At 66.9% G+C, this 14,891-nt stretch carries 15 protein-coding genes; 7 read left to right on the forward strand and 8 right to left on the reverse strand.

Translation table 11 applies throughout. The features are described 5' to 3' along the window. The first annotated feature begins 9 nt into the window (after positions 1-9). From AC10V3_RS03130 to AC10V3_RS03150, 5 genes are all read left to right on the forward strand, one after another. The gene (locus AC10V3_RS03130) at positions 10-1,578 is read left to right on the forward strand and encodes an efflux transporter outer membrane subunit (RefSeq protein ID WP_490923101.1); all 1,569 of its coding nucleotides are present in this window, start codon (positions 10-12) and stop codon (positions 1,576-1,578) included. Further along, positions 1,575-2,729 (forward strand): HlyD family secretion protein, encoded by a 1,155-nt coding sequence (locus AC10V3_RS03135; protein ID WP_490923102.1) that lies wholly within the window; start codon positions 1,575-1,577, stop codon positions 2,727-2,729. Before AC10V3_RS03130 ends, AC10V3_RS03135 begins: the two co-directional genes overlap by 4 nt. After that, positions 2,719-3,774, forward strand: a complete 1,056-nt coding sequence (locus AC10V3_RS03140) for a DUF2955 domain-containing protein (protein WP_454751595.1) — start codon at positions 2,719-2,721, stop codon at positions 3,772-3,774. The genes AC10V3_RS03135 and AC10V3_RS03140 overlap by 11 nt, the downstream gene beginning before the upstream one ends. 11 nt (positions 3,775-3,785) lie before the next feature. Next, positions 3,786-4,235, forward strand: coding sequence for an ion channel (locus AC10V3_RS03145; RefSeq protein WP_349605616.1), 450 nt, complete (start codon positions 3,786-3,788; stop codon positions 4,233-4,235). Positions 4,236-4,302: 67 nt separating this feature from the next. Next, a complete protein-coding gene (locus tag AC10V3_RS03150; RefSeq protein WP_349605618.1) occupies positions 4,303-4,698 on the forward strand; it encodes an avidin/streptavidin family protein in 396 nt (131 codons plus the stop codon). A gap of 4 nt (positions 4,699-4,702) precedes the next feature. On the opposite strand, the gene AC10V3_RS03155 is transcribed toward AC10V3_RS03150, so the two are convergent. Next, the gene (locus AC10V3_RS03155; protein WP_022533725.1) at positions 4,703-5,506 is read right to left on the reverse strand and encodes a BPL-N domain-containing protein; all 804 of its coding nucleotides are present in this window, start codon (positions 5,504-5,506) and stop codon (positions 4,703-4,705) included. A gap of 136 nt (positions 5,507-5,642) precedes the next feature. Here AC10V3_RS03155 and AC10V3_RS03160 point away from each other — a divergent pair, with 136 nt between their 5' ends. Beyond that, complete coding sequence (locus tag AC10V3_RS03160) at positions 5,643-6,350, forward strand: GntR family transcriptional regulator (RefSeq protein ID WP_022533726.1); 708 nt, start codon at positions 5,643-5,645, stop codon at positions 6,348-6,350. 50 nt (positions 6,351-6,400) lie between these two features. Here the strand turns inward: AC10V3_RS03160 and AC10V3_RS03165 are convergent, their stop codons facing one another. The 7 genes from AC10V3_RS03165 to accB are packed head-to-tail and all read right to left on the reverse strand — an operon-like array spanning position 6,401 to position 14,518. Continuing rightward, positions 6,401-7,570 (reverse strand): acetyl-CoA acetyltransferase, encoded by a 1,170-nt coding sequence (locus AC10V3_RS03165; protein ID WP_349605620.1) that lies wholly within the window; start codon positions 7,568-7,570, stop codon positions 6,401-6,403. Positions 7,571-7,580: 10 nt separating this feature from the next. Next, positions 7,581-9,125 carry an AMP-binding protein gene (locus tag AC10V3_RS03170; protein ID WP_349605621.1) on the reverse strand — a complete coding sequence of 515 codons (1,545 nt, stop codon included), beginning with the start codon at positions 9,123-9,125 and terminating at the stop codon, positions 7,581-7,583. Further along, positions 9,122-9,577, reverse strand: a complete 456-nt coding sequence (locus tag AC10V3_RS03175; protein WP_349605622.1) for a Zn-ribbon domain-containing OB-fold protein — start codon at positions 9,575-9,577, stop codon at positions 9,122-9,124. Before AC10V3_RS03175 ends, AC10V3_RS03170 begins: the two co-directional genes overlap by 4 nt. Before the next feature lie 10 nt (positions 9,578-9,587). Then, a complete protein-coding gene (locus AC10V3_RS03180) occupies positions 9,588-11,090 on the reverse strand; it encodes a carboxylase (protein ID WP_349605623.1) in 1,503 nt (500 codons plus the stop codon). 4 nt (positions 11,091-11,094) lie between these two features. Beyond that, positions 11,095-12,564 carry a hydroxymethylglutaryl-CoA lyase-like TIM-barrel protein gene (locus tag AC10V3_RS03185; RefSeq protein WP_349605624.1) on the reverse strand — a complete coding sequence of 490 codons (1,470 nt, stop codon included), beginning with the start codon at positions 12,562-12,564 and terminating at the stop codon, positions 11,095-11,097. Next, positions 12,561-14,024: an acetyl-CoA carboxylase biotin carboxylase subunit gene (accC, locus tag AC10V3_RS03190; RefSeq protein WP_349605626.1), complete on the reverse strand. Its 1,464-nt coding sequence runs from the start codon at positions 14,022-14,024 to the stop codon at positions 12,561-12,563. Before accC ends, AC10V3_RS03185 begins: the two co-directional genes overlap by 4 nt. A gap of 2 nt (positions 14,025-14,026) precedes the next feature. Next, positions 14,027-14,518 carry an acetyl-CoA carboxylase biotin carboxyl carrier protein gene (gene accB / locus AC10V3_RS03195; RefSeq protein ID WP_349605627.1) on the reverse strand — a complete coding sequence of 164 codons (492 nt, stop codon included), beginning with the start codon at positions 14,516-14,518 and terminating at the stop codon, positions 14,027-14,029. A 146-nt stretch (positions 14,519-14,664) separates the two neighbouring features. On the opposite strand from accB, the gene AC10V3_RS03200 reads away from it, so the two are divergent. Further along, the gene (locus tag AC10V3_RS03200; protein WP_022533734.1) at positions 14,665-14,889 is read left to right on the forward strand and encodes a biotin/lipoyl-binding carrier protein; all 225 of its coding nucleotides are present in this window, start codon (positions 14,665-14,667) and stop codon (positions 14,887-14,889) included. The last annotated feature ends 2 nt before the right edge of the window (positions 14,890-14,891 follow it).

Genomic DNA, 14,891 nt, shown 5'->3' on the forward strand with positions numbered 1-14,891 from the left:
GGGGCGCCCATGTCGCGCTGGCATCTTCCGTTCCGCGTCTTGCTGACCGGCGCATTCTGCCTCAGCGGCTGCGCGCGCGTGGGACCGGACTTCCAGCCGCAGCGTGAGCCCTGGGCGCAGCAGTGGCGCAGCCCGGCGCTCGACCAGGCGACGGAAATGCGTACGCAGCCGGACATCCGCGAGTGGTGGCAGGTGTTCGCCGACCCGACCCTCGAACGCCTGATTGCCGAAGCCGATGCGAACAACGCCGGCCTCAGGATCGCGGGCCTGCGGGTGATGGAAGCCCGCGCGCAGCTGGGCATTGCCCAGAGCGGGCGCTACCCTCAGCTGCAGCAGGCCAGGGCCGATGTCCTGTACACGGATAGCCGGCAGGCCGGCGGCCGCAACCCGCAAAACAATCGTTTCTGGCAATACAGCGCCGGTTTCGACATCGGCTGGGAACTGGATTTCTGGGGGCGCTTCAGCCGCGCCATCGAGTCTGCCGATGCCGCCTATTTTGCGGCCCGCGCCAACCATGAAGACGTGCTGGTACTGCTGCGGGCCCAGATGGCGGAAACCTACTTCGCGCTGCGCACAGCCGAGGCGCGGCTGCGCATCGCCCGCGACAATGCCAGGCTGCAGAAGCGCAGCTTTGAGATCACCGAGCGGCTGTTCAAGAGCGGCGAGACCGACGAGCTCGACCTGCAGCAAGCCAAGACGCAATACCTGGGCACGCTGAGCAGCATTCCTGAGTTTGAAAGCCAGATCATGCGCACGCGCAATGCGCTGGCGGTGCTGGTGGGCCGCCCCCCCGGCCCGATGCCCGAACTGTCGGAGCTGGCGGAAAAGGAAGGTGAGATCCCCCTGATCGACCGGGCCGTGCTGCAGGACGTGCCCGCCAACCTGCTGCTGCGCCGCCCCGATATCCGCGCCGCCGAGCTGCAGATTGCCGCGCAATCGGCGCTGATCGGCGTGGCGCAAGCCGAGCTCTATCCGTCGCTGACACTGCTGGGCAGCATTGTCTGGTCCGCCACCACGCTGGCCGGCACGCCCAACAGCCTGGCCCTGGTCGGCGGCCCCAGCCTGCGCTGGAACGTGTTCGACTATGGCCGGATCCGCAACAACGTGCGCGTCCAGGACGCCCGCCTGCAGCAACTGATCGTCGCCTACCAGGACGCCGTGCGACAGGCCGCGCGCGAGGCCGACGATGCCGCCAGCGGCCTGGTCAAGGCGCTGGAGCGCGAGGAAATCCTGCGCGACGGGACGGTCGCTGCCAATCGCTCGCTGACGCTGGCCAACGCGCTGTACCGCGAAGGCTATTCGGACTTCCAGCGCGTACTGGATGCCCAGCGCGCGCTTGCCACCCAGCAGGACGCCTACCTGCTCAATCGCAGCAGTGCCGTGAGCAACCTGATTGCCTTGTACAGGGCCCTGGGCGGCGGGTGGTACAGCGAGCGGCCGCTGGTCGACGCGGCCACCCGTGAACAGATGCAGCAACGCACCAACTGGGGGGACCTGCTGAATGAGCCGGGTCCCAGACCCGTCGATGCCAGCCTGCCTGAAGACCAGAGGCAGGTTCCTGTCAGCGAGCAACGATGAGCAACGACACGCCGAAGCCAGCCGAAGCGCCTGCGCCGCCCGCGCCAGCGGCGCCATCCGCGCCTGAATCCGCCGCCGCCACCGATCCGGCCAGGAAGGGGATCAGGTGGGTCCTGCTGGTGATCCTCATCAGCCTGGCCTGGTACCTCCTGGCCGACCGGCTGACCCCCTACACGCAGCAGGCGCGGGTGCAGACTTTTATCGTGCCGGTCGCGTCTGAAGTGTCCGGGCGCGTGACCCGGGTGTATGTGCGCAACAACCAGGACGTTGCGGCAGGTGCGGTCCTGTTCGAGGTCGATCCGCAGCACTACAAGATTGCCGTCGACCGCGCCCGTGCCGATCTCGAGTCGACACGCCGGCAGATCGGCGCCAGCACCGCCGGCATCGAGTCGGCGCAGGCCTCCCTGCGTGCCGCGCGCGCCAACGAGCTCAAGGCACGCCAGGACAGCGAACGCCTGGAACGCCTGTACCGCGAGGATCCCGGCACCATTTCACTGCGCCGCCTCGAAATCGCGCGCGCCAGCCTGGAGGCAGCCACCAGCCAGGTGGCCGCGGCCAAAGCCGAGGTGCAGCGCGCGCGCGAGCAGCAGGGGGGCAGCGAGGAAGAGAATGCCAAGCTGCGCAGCGCCGCCACGGCGCTGGAGAAGGCCGAGCTGGACCTTGCCAATACCCGGGTGCGGGCACGCTCGGCCGGCCTGGTCACCGACCTGCGCACCGATGCCGGCCAGTTTGCTGCTGCCGGCAACCCGGTCATGACGCTGATCACGATCCACGATATGTGGATCAATGCGGAAATGACCGAGAACAACCTAGGCCACGTCGAGCCTGGCACACCGGTTGCCATCGTGCTGGACGCACTGCCAGGCAGGATCTTCGAAGGCCGCGTGCGCAGCGTCGGCTACGGCGTCAACACCGGCCCCAGCACGCCGCCCGGCAGCCTGCCGACGGTGCAGAACAGCCGCGACTGGCTGCGCCCGGCCCAACGCTTCCCGGTGATCGTCGAGTTCAACCCGGGCGAACTGACCACGCTGCGCGGCATCCGCGTAGGCGGACAGGCCGAGGTCATGGCGTTCCCGCTGCATGGCAATCCGCTCAATCCGCTCGGCCGCGTGTTCCTGTTCCTGATGAGCTGGCTTTCCTATGTCTACTGACAGCACTGCGCCCCTGTCCGGCGCGCGCTCGCGCTCGCCCCGCGCGCAGCGCGCGCTGCGGCTGGCCAGCGGCACCGCGCTGTGCCTGGCGGCCAGCTTCGGCCTGCAGCTGCCGATCCCCATGGTCGCCCCGGTCCTCGCCGTGTTCCTGCTTGCCAGCCTCAACCGGCCGATGTCGCTCAAGGCCGGGCTGGGCCTGGCGCTGGTCGTGATGCTGACCACCGGCAGTGGGCTGCTGCTGATTCCCTTGCTGCGCCACTACGGCTTGAGCGGCGTGCTGCTGATCGGCCTCGGCCTGTTCCTGGCCTTCCGCCTTGGTCTGAGCGGCGGCAACAACCTGGTCTCCACTTTCCTGGTGGTCGGCCTGACCATGATCTCGGCCGCCGGCACTTTCGATTTCGGACTGGCGGTCACGGTCATCGAGGCGCTGGTCAAGGGACTGCTGGTCGCGGTGGCAGTGCTGGCGATCGGCCATTGGCTGTTTCCCGAACCCGCCGGTGCGCCGGCAGCGCCCGCGGCCCCGGCCTTGCCGGCTGACCAGGCTGCCTGGATCGCGCTACGCGCTACCCTGGTGGTGATGCCGGCCTACCTGCTGGCGCTGAACGATCCGGCCGGCTACATGCCGATCATCATGAAAGCGGTCAGCCTCGGCCGGCAAAGCTGCACCACCACGGCTCGCAACGCCGGCCGCGAACTCATCGGCTCGACGCTGCTCGGCGGCGCGCTGGCGATACTGTTCTGGGGCGCGCTCAGCCTGTTCGTGCACCTGTGGATGTTCTTCCTGTGGATGCTGCTGTTCGGCCTGCTGGTCGCGCGCAAGCTCTATGGCCTCAGCCCGACGCGGCAGCCGCCGAGCTTCTGGCTGAATACCCTAGTGACCCTGATTATCCTGCTGGGGCAGTCGGTGCAGGACAGCGCCGCCGGCAAGGATGTCTACACGGCATTCGCCGTGCGCATGGCACTGTTTATCGGCGTTACCCTGTATGCCTGGATGATGCTCCAGTTGCTCGATCAACCCCGCCGTGTGCGCCGACACGGCACCTGAACCGGCCCATCATGCTGCGCAATCTGCTAATCGGCCTTCCCGTGATGATGCTTTGCCTGCTGCTGCAGGCCGTCTTCATCACCATTTGCCTGCGCTACTACGTACGCTTCGACAATGTCCGGCGAAACCGCGCAGCGCTGTCGCTGGATATCCTGATGCTGGCGATGGTGATGCTGGTGACCTTGCTCGGCAATTTCGTGCAGATGGCGATCTGGGCGGTCCTGTTTATGCTGCTTGGCGAATTCAGCGACTACGCCACCGCGCTGTACCACTCCGGTGTCAACTTCGCCACGCTGGGCTACGGCGATATCGTCATGTCCGCGGACCGGCGTTTGCTGGGGCCGCTGGAGGCGGCCAACGGGATCCTGATGTTCGGCGTCTCCACCTCGGTGATGACCGCCGCGGTGCTGGACGTGATCAAGCACAACCTCGCCGGACTGCGTGGCAGCGAGCAGCCATAACCTCAGGCAAGCGGGACTCGCCGGGCTTCAGACGCCCGCCGCGCCGGACAAGACGCAAGGAGACACCATGACAATCCGAGTTGGACGATGGCTGAGCCGCAACGGCGGCGGGCTCGAGATTCTTTCCATCGGGCCGGGTGCCCATTTCACCGGGCGCTACCAGACCAAGGTGGGAAAGCCCGACCCCAATGCCTGGTTCGATACCCACGGCATGACCGACGGCGCGCTGATCGGCTTCACGGTGCTTTGGAAGAACCAGTCGGAGCAGCATGCCTCGCTGACCACCTTTGCCGGCCGCTACCTGGCCCAGGGCGAACAGGATGGCCTGGGCGATCCATCGCGCGAGCGCATCGAGGCCCAATGGGTGCTGGCCCGCCGCTACGAGGACGATGATCCCGGCAAGCCGCACGCGATGTGGGAGACTTTTATCTCCAACTCCGCCATCTGGTACTGGACGCCCTGACCGGTCATCCCAGCGCGAGGCCGGCATGGACCAGCAACTGGCGGAACACCGCCAGTCGCGCCTCGCCGGTCTGCGCCAGCCTCTGGCAGACGTGGACGTGCGCGGTCCTGTCGCTGTGGCCTAGCAAGGCGTCCTTGCACTCGCGCTCCGAGATCTCCAGGTGGACGCCGGTCAGGATCGCGCTGCCCTTGCCCACGCGTGAGCTCACGATCGCGGGCGGGTCGCCTTCGATGCCGGTATAGACGGCCAGCACCTCGGCCTCGGGCCCCGGGGCATGGCCGAAATCGAAGCGGCAGCCGCCGTGGTAGTGCGTGTAAAGCGACACCGGGGCAGTGGTCAGCCGGTCCGTCGTCCGGATCTCCACCGCGGCGGTGCTGCGCGGCGTGCCGTCATAGGCGACGCCTCCCGTGAGTTCGGGCAAGGAGCCAACCGCGACCGCATCCACGAAGCTCAGCTCCCGCGTGCCGCAAATCTCGCCCGCGCTGCCGGCGTGAAAGGCGAGTTCCCTGCACGCGTAGTACGCACCCGCGCAGATGCCAAGGTAGACCCCGCCTTGTTCGACAAAGCGCCGGATACGCGCGTTGGGGGCACCGTTCAGCGCCGCGCAATAGGGCAGGTCGGCACCGCCCGGCATGACGAACAGCACCGCGTCATCGAAGAGCGATGCGTCATGCCGGATGTCATCGGCCATGACCGCACGGATTTCGTACGCACCGGAACGAAGCTGCTGCCCGATGGTGCGCATCAGGCGCGCGGTGCCGTCGGAGGTGCCGGCATCGATATAGGTCAGGATCTGGGGCTTTGACATGATGGTTCGTCGTGATTCAGCGCAGTCTCTCGCTGTGGCTCGTGATCTTCCCCACGCAGTTGTGGTCTAATCTCATGCTTACATTGCGTTTGTCTACAATCGTAGTTCCTGAATTGCGCAGTTTCGAGTTTTCGACATGACCACACAATCCAATCGTCCCGCCAGCCGCCAACTGAGGACACTGCCTGAGCAGATCGCCGATAGCATCTTCACCGCCATCGCGAACGGCGAGTACGCCCCGGGCGAGCGCATCCGCGAAGAAGGGCTGGCCGAGCAGTTCGCAGTCAGCCGCGGACCGGTGCGCGAGGCCTTGCGCATCCTTGAGAAGGATTCGGTGGTGAACATCCTGCCCAACAAGGGCGCCCACGTCACCCAGCTCTCGATCAAGGAAGTCGCCGATATCTTTGAGATCCGCGGCAAGCTGTCCGGCACCATGATCAGCCGGCTGAGCACGGAAGAGGCGGCGCAGCTTGCGGCGACCATCGAAGCCGACGTGCGCGCGCTGGAAACGCTGGCGCAGGAGCCGGACGGCGCCGCCGCCTTCATCGAAACCTCGTTCCGCCTGGGGCGCATCCTGCGCGAGGCTTGCACCAATGAGCGCCTGGCCGAGATCCTGGGTTCGCTGGCGCGGCAGACGCTGCGCTACACCCAGCTTGGCCTGTCCACGCCGGCACGGCGCAAGGAATCGGCACGCAACTGGCGCACGCTGCAGAAGGGCCTCAAGTCGGGCAACCTCGATGCCGCGGCGGAAGCGGTCGAAAAGCTGATCGGCGATTCGATGCGCGAGGCGATCAGGCAGCTCGAAGCGCAGCGGGATGCCGCGCCGCGCGCCGCCGGAAACTGAGCGGCGGGCACAGGCTGGCAGACTGGCTTCTGGTGTCATGGCATAACCCGCTAAGCCGTGCCCAGCACCATCACCATATACGCGGACATGACCAGGCCGCCTGCCTGCACCAGGCAGTTGCGAGCGCCAGGCACCTGGCGCTCCCCGCAATCCCCGCGTAGCTGACGGACCGACTCGATCATCAGCGGCATGCCGAACATGCCGCCGTGATTGAAGGACAAGCCGCCGCCCGAGGTATTCAGCGGGAACGCTCCTCCCGGCGCGATGCGTCCCCCTTGCACGAAGGCGCCACTTTCGCCGCGCCCGCAGAATCCCAGCGCCTCCAGGCCGATCAGCACGTTGCTGGTGAACGCGTCGTAGATCTGCACGATGTCGATCTCGCTACGGCTCAGGCCGGCGCGCTCCAAGGCCAGCCGGCCCATCTCCGCGAGCACGCCGTTGTCGATCCAGTCGTCCATGCCAAACGGCGTGGCGTGCTGGATATATTGCTCCGCGAACCCTTGCACCAGCACCGGCGGGCGGCGCAAGTCGCGCGCGCGCCTGGTCCGCACCAGCACCATGGCGCCGGCGCTGTCGGTGACCTGGCAGATATCGAGCTTGCGCAGCGGGTCGGCAACCATGGGCGAGGCCAGGTAGTCGGCCATGGTCAACGGCTCGCGCGCCACCGCATGCGGATTGAGCTGCGCCCAGCGCCTGGCCGCCAGCGCGACTTCCCCAAGGTCTTCGGCGCGCGTGCCGTAGCGGTGCATGTGCAGGCGTGCCTGCATCGCGTAGAAGCCGATCGGGCTCAGCATGCCATACGGCTGCACGAACTGGCCGTTCGGCACGCGGGCATCCTGCGCGTGGCCGCCGCGCGCGCGGCTGCGGTCCAGGCGCTGTGTGCTGCCATAGGTGATCAGCGCAACATTGCACAGGCCCGCCTCCATCGCCGCCATCGCGTGGACGATATGCGTCAGGTTGGATTGCCCGCCGACCACGGTGCTGTCGACATAGCGCGGTTGTAGCCCCATGTACTCGGTCACCAGCAAGCCGGCGGCGCGGTCATCCCAGTGCGCGAAAACGGCGTCGATGTCAGAGGGCTTCAGCCCCGCGTCCAGGATCGCGAGCCGCGCCGCTTCGCATTGCAGCGACAACGCGGTGTCGCCCGGCTGGGCCTTGCCCATGCCCGCCTCGCCGACGCCCGCGATGGCATAGCGGCCACTCAGTGCTTTCGGGTCCATGTCCATCCATTCAAACCGGCTTTGATGCAGCCGTAAGCTGCGATCGCACATCCTTCTTCAGCACCTTGCCGACCGGGCTGCGTGGCAGCGTGGGCCAGAATTCCACCTGCTTGGGCGTCTTCAGGCTGCCGAAGCGCTTGCGGCACAGATCGACGATCTCGTCGGCGGTGGCATTGCAGCCGGGTTTGAGCTCGATCACGGCGGTCAGGCGCTCGCCCCAGTCGGCGTCGGGTACGCCAACCACGGCGCAGTCCTGCACCGCGGGATGTCCCCAGATCACCTGCTCGATCTCGCTCGGGTAGATGTTGAAGCCGCCGGAGATGACCATGTCCTTCTTGCGATCGACCACATACAGGTAGCCGTTCTCGTCGAACACGCCGATGTCGCCGGTATGGTGCCAGCCGAACGCGCGCGCCTCGGCGGTGGCCTTGGGGTTGTTGTAATAGCCGGGCGAAACGAGGTCGCCGCGGGCCACGATCTCGCCGCGTTCGCCCGTGCCCACGATATTGCCCTCGTCGTCCATCAGCGCAACCTCGCAGGCGCCTGACGGGCGGCCGGCGGAGGCGAGATGCTTGTCGAGCTCGGGGTCGTTGTGCACGAAATGGTCCTTGCGCGACAGGCAGGTGATGACTCCGGGCACTTCCGACTGGCCATAGCTCTGCATGAACACCTGGCCCCAGAGGGCAATGCCTTCGCGCAGCTTGTCGACCGACATCGGCGCGGCACCATACAGCACGTACTCGAGGGAGGAGCAGTCGCGCGTGCGCGCATCGGGGTGGGCGAGCAGGCGATAGATCATGGTGGGCGGCAGGAAGATATGCGTCACGCGTTCGCGCTCGATCGCTTCGAGGATCACGCCCGGATCGGCCGACGGCGCGATCACGTTGCGCGCGCCGATTCGTGCCAGTGCCACCATCGTAGCGCCCGCGGCATGCGTGAGCGGCGCCACCACCAGGTGCACGGGGTCCTTGCGCGGCGGCATGAACTGGTTGCTGATCCGGTACGCCGTCTCGAGCGAGCGGTGGCTCTGCATGATCGCCTTCGGGCGGCCGGTGGTGCCGCCGGAGGACTTGATGATCGCGATGTCGTCGGCTTCGCGCCGCACCGTCACGCGTTTCCCGGCGAAGTCCTTCACCCATTGCGCGATGTAGTGGCCGTTCGGTTCCAGCGGCTCGGTCAGCCCGATGACGCGTCCGAGCGTCGGGATTTCCCGCTTCAGGCGTTCGAGATGGGGCGCATATTGTGCGTGGCAGATCAGCACCGTGATCTCGCAGAAACTGGCGAACCAGATGATGTCCTCGATGGGATCGCGCGCGTTGAGCGGTACGAACACCGCGCCGCTGCGCATCACGCCCAGCATCGCCGGCAGCACCATCGGATGATTGGGCGAGAGCACGCCGACATGCGTGCCCGGTTGTACGTCGCGCACCAGCGCGGCGGCAACCGCATGCGATGCGCCGGCCGCGTCCTGGTAGCTCATGCGCACGTCGCCACCCTGGACGAAGATGCGGTCTGGAAATGCCGTGGCGCCGGCGTCGAAGGAATCGATGATCATGGTTTGTCTCCGGTATCGGGAATGGGCCGGGCGCTGGCGCTGCCCGTGAGCCGGAACATTGGCAGTGCGATGTCGTCGCTGATGCGTTCAAAGCACACTTCAACCGGCGCGCCGACGGCAAGGCAATCGGGGTCGGCATCGACAATGCCTGCCAGCATGCGCACGCCCTCGTCGAGCTCGATCATGCCGATCGCATAGGGCACGTGCGACGCAAAAGCGGGATGCGCGGCGACATGGCACACGGTGTAGGTGTAGATCCGCCCGCGGCCGCTGGCCTGCACCCACTCGAGCTGGTCGGACAGGCATTGCGTGCAGAAGCGGCGCGGGTAGAACTGGTGGCGCGAACAGGCGCGGCAGTACTGGAGCTCGAGCCGGCCTTCGCCCGCCGCCCGCCAGTAGTGGACGGTTTCGACGGTGGGAATCGGCTGCGGCCTTGCGAGGGAAACGTTCATGTGGCTCTCCTCAGTTCGCGCTCAGCGAGAAATCGCTGCCGGAGACCTGCACCTTCGCCTTGCTCTGGCGCTGTGCCAGGCCGGCCACGAGATCGACGACCGGGTGGTGGACGCTGAAGCTGTCGCCCGTGCCCGTCGGCGCCAGGCCGTTCACCTTCTCGTCGCCGTACATATAGCGCAGCAGCAGTTCGTCGTCGCCGATATTCTTGTAGCGCTTGCGCAAGCCCGGCAGTACCGGTTCGATCACGGGCGGCGTCAGGCTCACATCCTTCGAGCCGTTGGCAATGACCTTGTCTTTCACGTTCGCGTTGACCGGCAGCGGCAGGGCACCGAAGTACCCGCAGACATACTTCTTCACTTCGTCGGGCACGACCTTGTAGCGCTCGCCGTTGATCACGTTCATCACCGCCTGCGCGCCGATGATGGCGGGATAAGGCGTGACCATGATCGGCGAGCCGAGCTCCACGCGCACCCGCCCGATCTCTTCCAGCACGGCAGGCAGCTTGTCGGAAATGCCGGCGAGCTTGAGTTGCGATTCCAGGTTGCTCATCGCACCGCCCGCGTACTGGGTGATGTAGTGGCTGGGCTCGTATTCGGCAGGCACGCCGACCGGATGGCCTTCGCGCTCGGCCAGCGCGCCAAGATACGCGCCCACTTCGTCGAGCAAGCCGTCATTGACCACCACGTCGAAGCCGATCTCGCGCAGGTTGCGCGCAATCATCTGGCTGGCCGGCAGCGAATTGCCGTTGGCCATCGGGTCCACCGCCGTCAGGATGCTGTCGGCGCCGTGCACCGCGGCCTCGAGCGCGAGCAAGGGCCCGAGTCCGGTCAGGCAGTGGGTGTTGAATTCCAGTCGTGCCTTATCACCGATGGCCTGCTTCATTGCCGGCACCAGGGTGCGTACGCGGTCGATCGTCAGGATGCCGGCCGCATCGGCCAGCGTGACGGTCTGCACGCCAAAGCGTTCGACGGCCTCGCGCGCCTTGCGCACATACAAGGCGTCGTCATAGCCGGGCGCGATGTTGTAGCCGAGCAAGAGCGTCACGTTGGCGCCGAGCCGGCGCGCCATGGCGATGCTGGGGGCGAGGTTGTCCGAGCACATCAGCGCATCGAAGATGCCGATGTCGCGGACGCCGTTGGCGATCTGCCGCTCGACGAAGAGCTCGGTGATGTCGTCGGCCACCGGGAAGAAGCCACGCATCAGGTTGCTGCGGATGGCGGCGCGCAGCGGCGTGCGCGTGAACCGCTCGCGCAGCAGGCGGATGCGCTCGAACGGGTCCTGGTTCAGGAACAGCACGCTGGCATCGAACTGCACCAGCGCGATCGCCTGCAGCGACAGGAAGCCGGCCTGGTCCATGCGTTCCGCGATCGGCAGCATGTGCTCGGTGCGCATGCGGGTGGCCCACAGGCATTGCTGGCCGTCGCGCAGGGTGTCGTCGGTCAGGCGGATGGTGCGGCGCTTGCCGGTGCGCGCGGTTTCCGCGGCAACGAGTTTCTTGAGGTCTTCGAGCATGAGTTCAGCCCTCCGTGCCCTGGAGTTGAATCGAAACGCCGGGCCCCTGCACGCTGAGCTGTGCATAGCGGGCGGCGCGTGCCGTGAGTCCGGCGAGGAGTGCATCCGCTGGCGTGGTGGGTACATAACGCAGCGCTTCCAGCGAAGCCGGTGCGGGAAGCCCCTCCGGTGCGACGCCGCAGGCCAGGAAAAGCACCAGCGCCGCGTCATTCGACGTGGGATGTGCCGCGCGCAATGCGGCGAGCGATGGTGCCGCTGCCTTGGGCACCGCACCGACACGCTGGAGCAACGTGGCGTCGACGTTGCCTGCCGCCGCGCCGTGAACCTGTTGCAAGGCGCGGCGGACGCCGGGCCGAAGCTCGGCATAGCGCGGCAGGCCCTGCAGATGCTGCAGCGCCTGTTCCGCGATCGGCCGCGCGAACGGCGCCAGCATCGGTGGCATACCGATCTCGCTGCGGATCAGCGCGCACTCGTTGGCAAAGGCGTGCAGCTTGTGCGTCAGCCCCAGTTCGGCCAGCCGTTGCATGCACTGCGCGGCGACTTCGCCCGGCAACTGGTGCGCGTAGGGGGCGATGTCAAAGACCCAGGGGCGTGCCGGCGCAAAGCCGTGGCGATCGGCCAGTTCCGCGAGCAGCCGGTCGGCTTCGCCGACGGCATGCAGCGTCTGCTCGCTGGCTGGTGTTCCCAGTGCCAGCATGCGCAGCGATTTCAGCAGCGTGCCCAGCGCCGGCACCGAGGCGCCGTTGCCCAGTGGCGCGAACGCGGTGTCGAGCCCGTCGATGCCGAGCCGTACCGCCTCCAGCGCAACCATGGGGCCGAGCGCGGTCTGGCAGCGCAGATGGAGATCAAGAGGTGTGGCACCCGGTCCCGTGCCCAGTCCTGCGCGCAGCGCGGGCAGCAGCGTGGCCAGCCGGTCCGGGGTCAGCAGGCCGGCCTCGTCGCGCAGCATCACGCGGGTGGCGCCTGCCTCGGCCAGTGCCGCGGCCTGCTCCTGCAGCGCATCGTCGCTGTGCGTGGAGCCGTGCGCAAACGGCAGGGCGGCGATCATGGTCAGGCCAAGCGCCTTGCCGGCCTTCAGCACCGGCGCGATGCGCGCGATCTCCACCATCGGGTCGATCAGCACGATCTCGGACACGCCGCGCTGCACCAGTTCGCGCAACCACAGCGTGGCGGCCTCGGTCGGGATCACGTCGATGCCGCGCCTGCCGTGTTCCGTCAGCAGCGCAATGGCGGCGCGCAGTGCAATGCCGGGGCAGCGTTCGCGCAACAGCTCGACGCGCTGCCAGGGGTCTTCGCCCCTCGCCACGCATTGCTGCAGCGTGGCCGGGGAAGCGACTTCGATCGCCGCGGGGGCGACTGCCGCCAGCCGGGTGGCAACGGCAAGCATCATCGGCGTCGTCATGGCGCCGGCCCAGCGCGCGCTCTGGCCGTCGGTCAGGCTGACGTCTGTGTAACGCAGGGCGGGCTTGCTCATGACTTCACCTCGGCGGCAGCCTGCGCATCCTTGGCAGCCTGTTTGGCGGCGTCCTTGGCGGCCTTTTGCTCCGCCTTGCGCTGCGGCAGGAAGGTCTCTTCGACCCAGCGCGTCGTGACCCGGCCGCCGACGAAGTCTTCATGCGCCAGCACGGCGTCATGGAAGCGCGCGGTCGTGGTCGGGCCTTCGACCTGCAGGCCCTCCAGTGCAGCGCGCATGCGTGCGATGGCTTGCTCGCGCGTGGCTGCGTGGACGATCAGCTTGCCGAGCAGCGAATCGTAGTAGGGCGGCACGGTGTAGCCAGCATAGCAATGCGTATCGACGCGGATGCCTTCGCCGCTGGGCACGTCCCAGCGCGAGATCACCCCCGGACGCGGCAGGAAGTTGCGGTCCGGGTCCTCGGCGTTGATACGGCATTCAATGGCATGACCCTGCAGCTGGACGTCGTCCTGTGTGAACGACAGCGGCAACCCGGCCGCAACCCGGATCTGCTCGGCGACCAGGTCAAAGCCGGTAATCATCTCCGTCACCGGGTGCTCGACCTGGATGCGCGTGTTCATCTCGAGAAAGAAGTACTTGTTGTCGCGCTGGTCGACCACGAACTCGATCGTGCCCGCGCCGCAGTAGCCGGCGTTGCGCGTCAGGCTCACCGCGCATTCGCCCATGGCCTGGCGCATTTCCGCATCGACCGCCGGGGAGGGTGCCTCTTCGATCAGCTTCTGGTGGCGGCGCTGGGTCGAGCACTCGCGCTCGCCCAGGTAGACCACGTTGCCGTGCGCATCGGCCATCACCTGGATCTCGATGTGGCGCGCATGCTCAATGAATTTCTCCATATACAGCGTGGCGTCGCCGAACGCGGACTGGGCTTCGTTGGCGGCCGAGCGCATCAGCGATTCGAGTTCGCTCTCATCCCTGACCACCCGCATGCCGCGCCCGCCGCCGCCAGCGGTGGCCTTGATCAGCACCGGGTAGCCGATCTGCGCCCCGACGTGGCGCGCATGCGCCACATCGGCCAGCGCGCCGGAGCCGGGTACCCGCGGTACGCCAGCCTGTTCGGCCAGGCCCACGGCGGTGATCTTGTCACCCATCGCATCGATGGCTTCGGCGGACGGCCCGACGAACACCAGCCCGGCCTTGAGGCAGGCGCGCACGAACGACGAGCGCTCGGACAGGAAGCCGTAGCCGGGATGCACCGCGTCGCAGCCAGTGCGCAATGCCGCCTCGACGATCTTGTCGGCACGCAGGTAGCTCTCGGCAGCGAGCGGCGGACCGAGCACTACTACTTCGTCGGCCAGTCTGGCGGCCAGCGTATCGGTGTCCGCTTCGGAAACACCTACCACCGCCTCGATGCCCAGGGTGCGGCAGGCGCGGATCACGCGCACGGCGATCTCGCCACGGTTGGCGACGAACACGCGCCGGATATTGCGCTTTGCCACGGGGGCTTGTGCATTGTTGTGCATATTCAGCCCTCCTGTGCCGGCTTGATCAGCATCACGATCTGGCCGTGCTGCACCGGCTTGCCGTCCTCGACCGCGATGCGCTCGACGGTGCCAGCCACTTCGGCCTTGACCGAGTTGAACATCTTCATCACCTCGACCAGGCACACCGTGTCGCCGATGTTGACCGTGCTGCCCACCGCGACAAAGGCCGGCTGCTCGGGGCTGGGGTGCAGATAGAAGGTGCCGACCATCGGCGCGCGTACTGCGATCAGGCCCGCAGGCACATCTTCAAGGGGGGGCGGGCTGGCGGCCACGTCAGTCGTGGCGGGGGCTTGAGCCGGCGCGGCGGCTCGCGTTGCCGCAGGCATAGGCGCCAGCTGGGAAGCGCCTGAAGCGGCCCCGGGCTTGCGCGCATGCAGCGCGAACTCGCCGACCGTCACGTCCAGCGATTCCAGGTGTTCAGCGCTGTCGAGGATTTCGAGGATACGACGTACGTCGGTATGGGATAGGGGCATGGCTTTGTCTCCATCTACGGAAGTGTGCGCGTCTTCGTCAGCGCATGGATTCATTAAATCATGCTCACATTACTATTGTCAACAATCACAATGTAGAATAAAGTTCAGTCATCCGACGTAGGGTCGGGCTAATTCAGGAACTCGACATGACGACAGAGACGATTCGATCCGAGATCACCGGCACCGTGTGGAAGGTAGTCGTGGAGCCAGGCACCGCGCTGCAGGCCGACGACACCATCATGATTCTCGAATCCATGAAGATGGAGATCCCGGTGCTGGCGCCCGAAGACGGCCGGGTGCTCAGGCTACTGATCGCCGAGGGCGAGCCGGTGCGCGAAGGGCAGGAAATCGCGGTCTTCGAGGAAGAGTGAGC

This window comes from Cupriavidus sp. PB-02 (assembly GCF_058252315.1).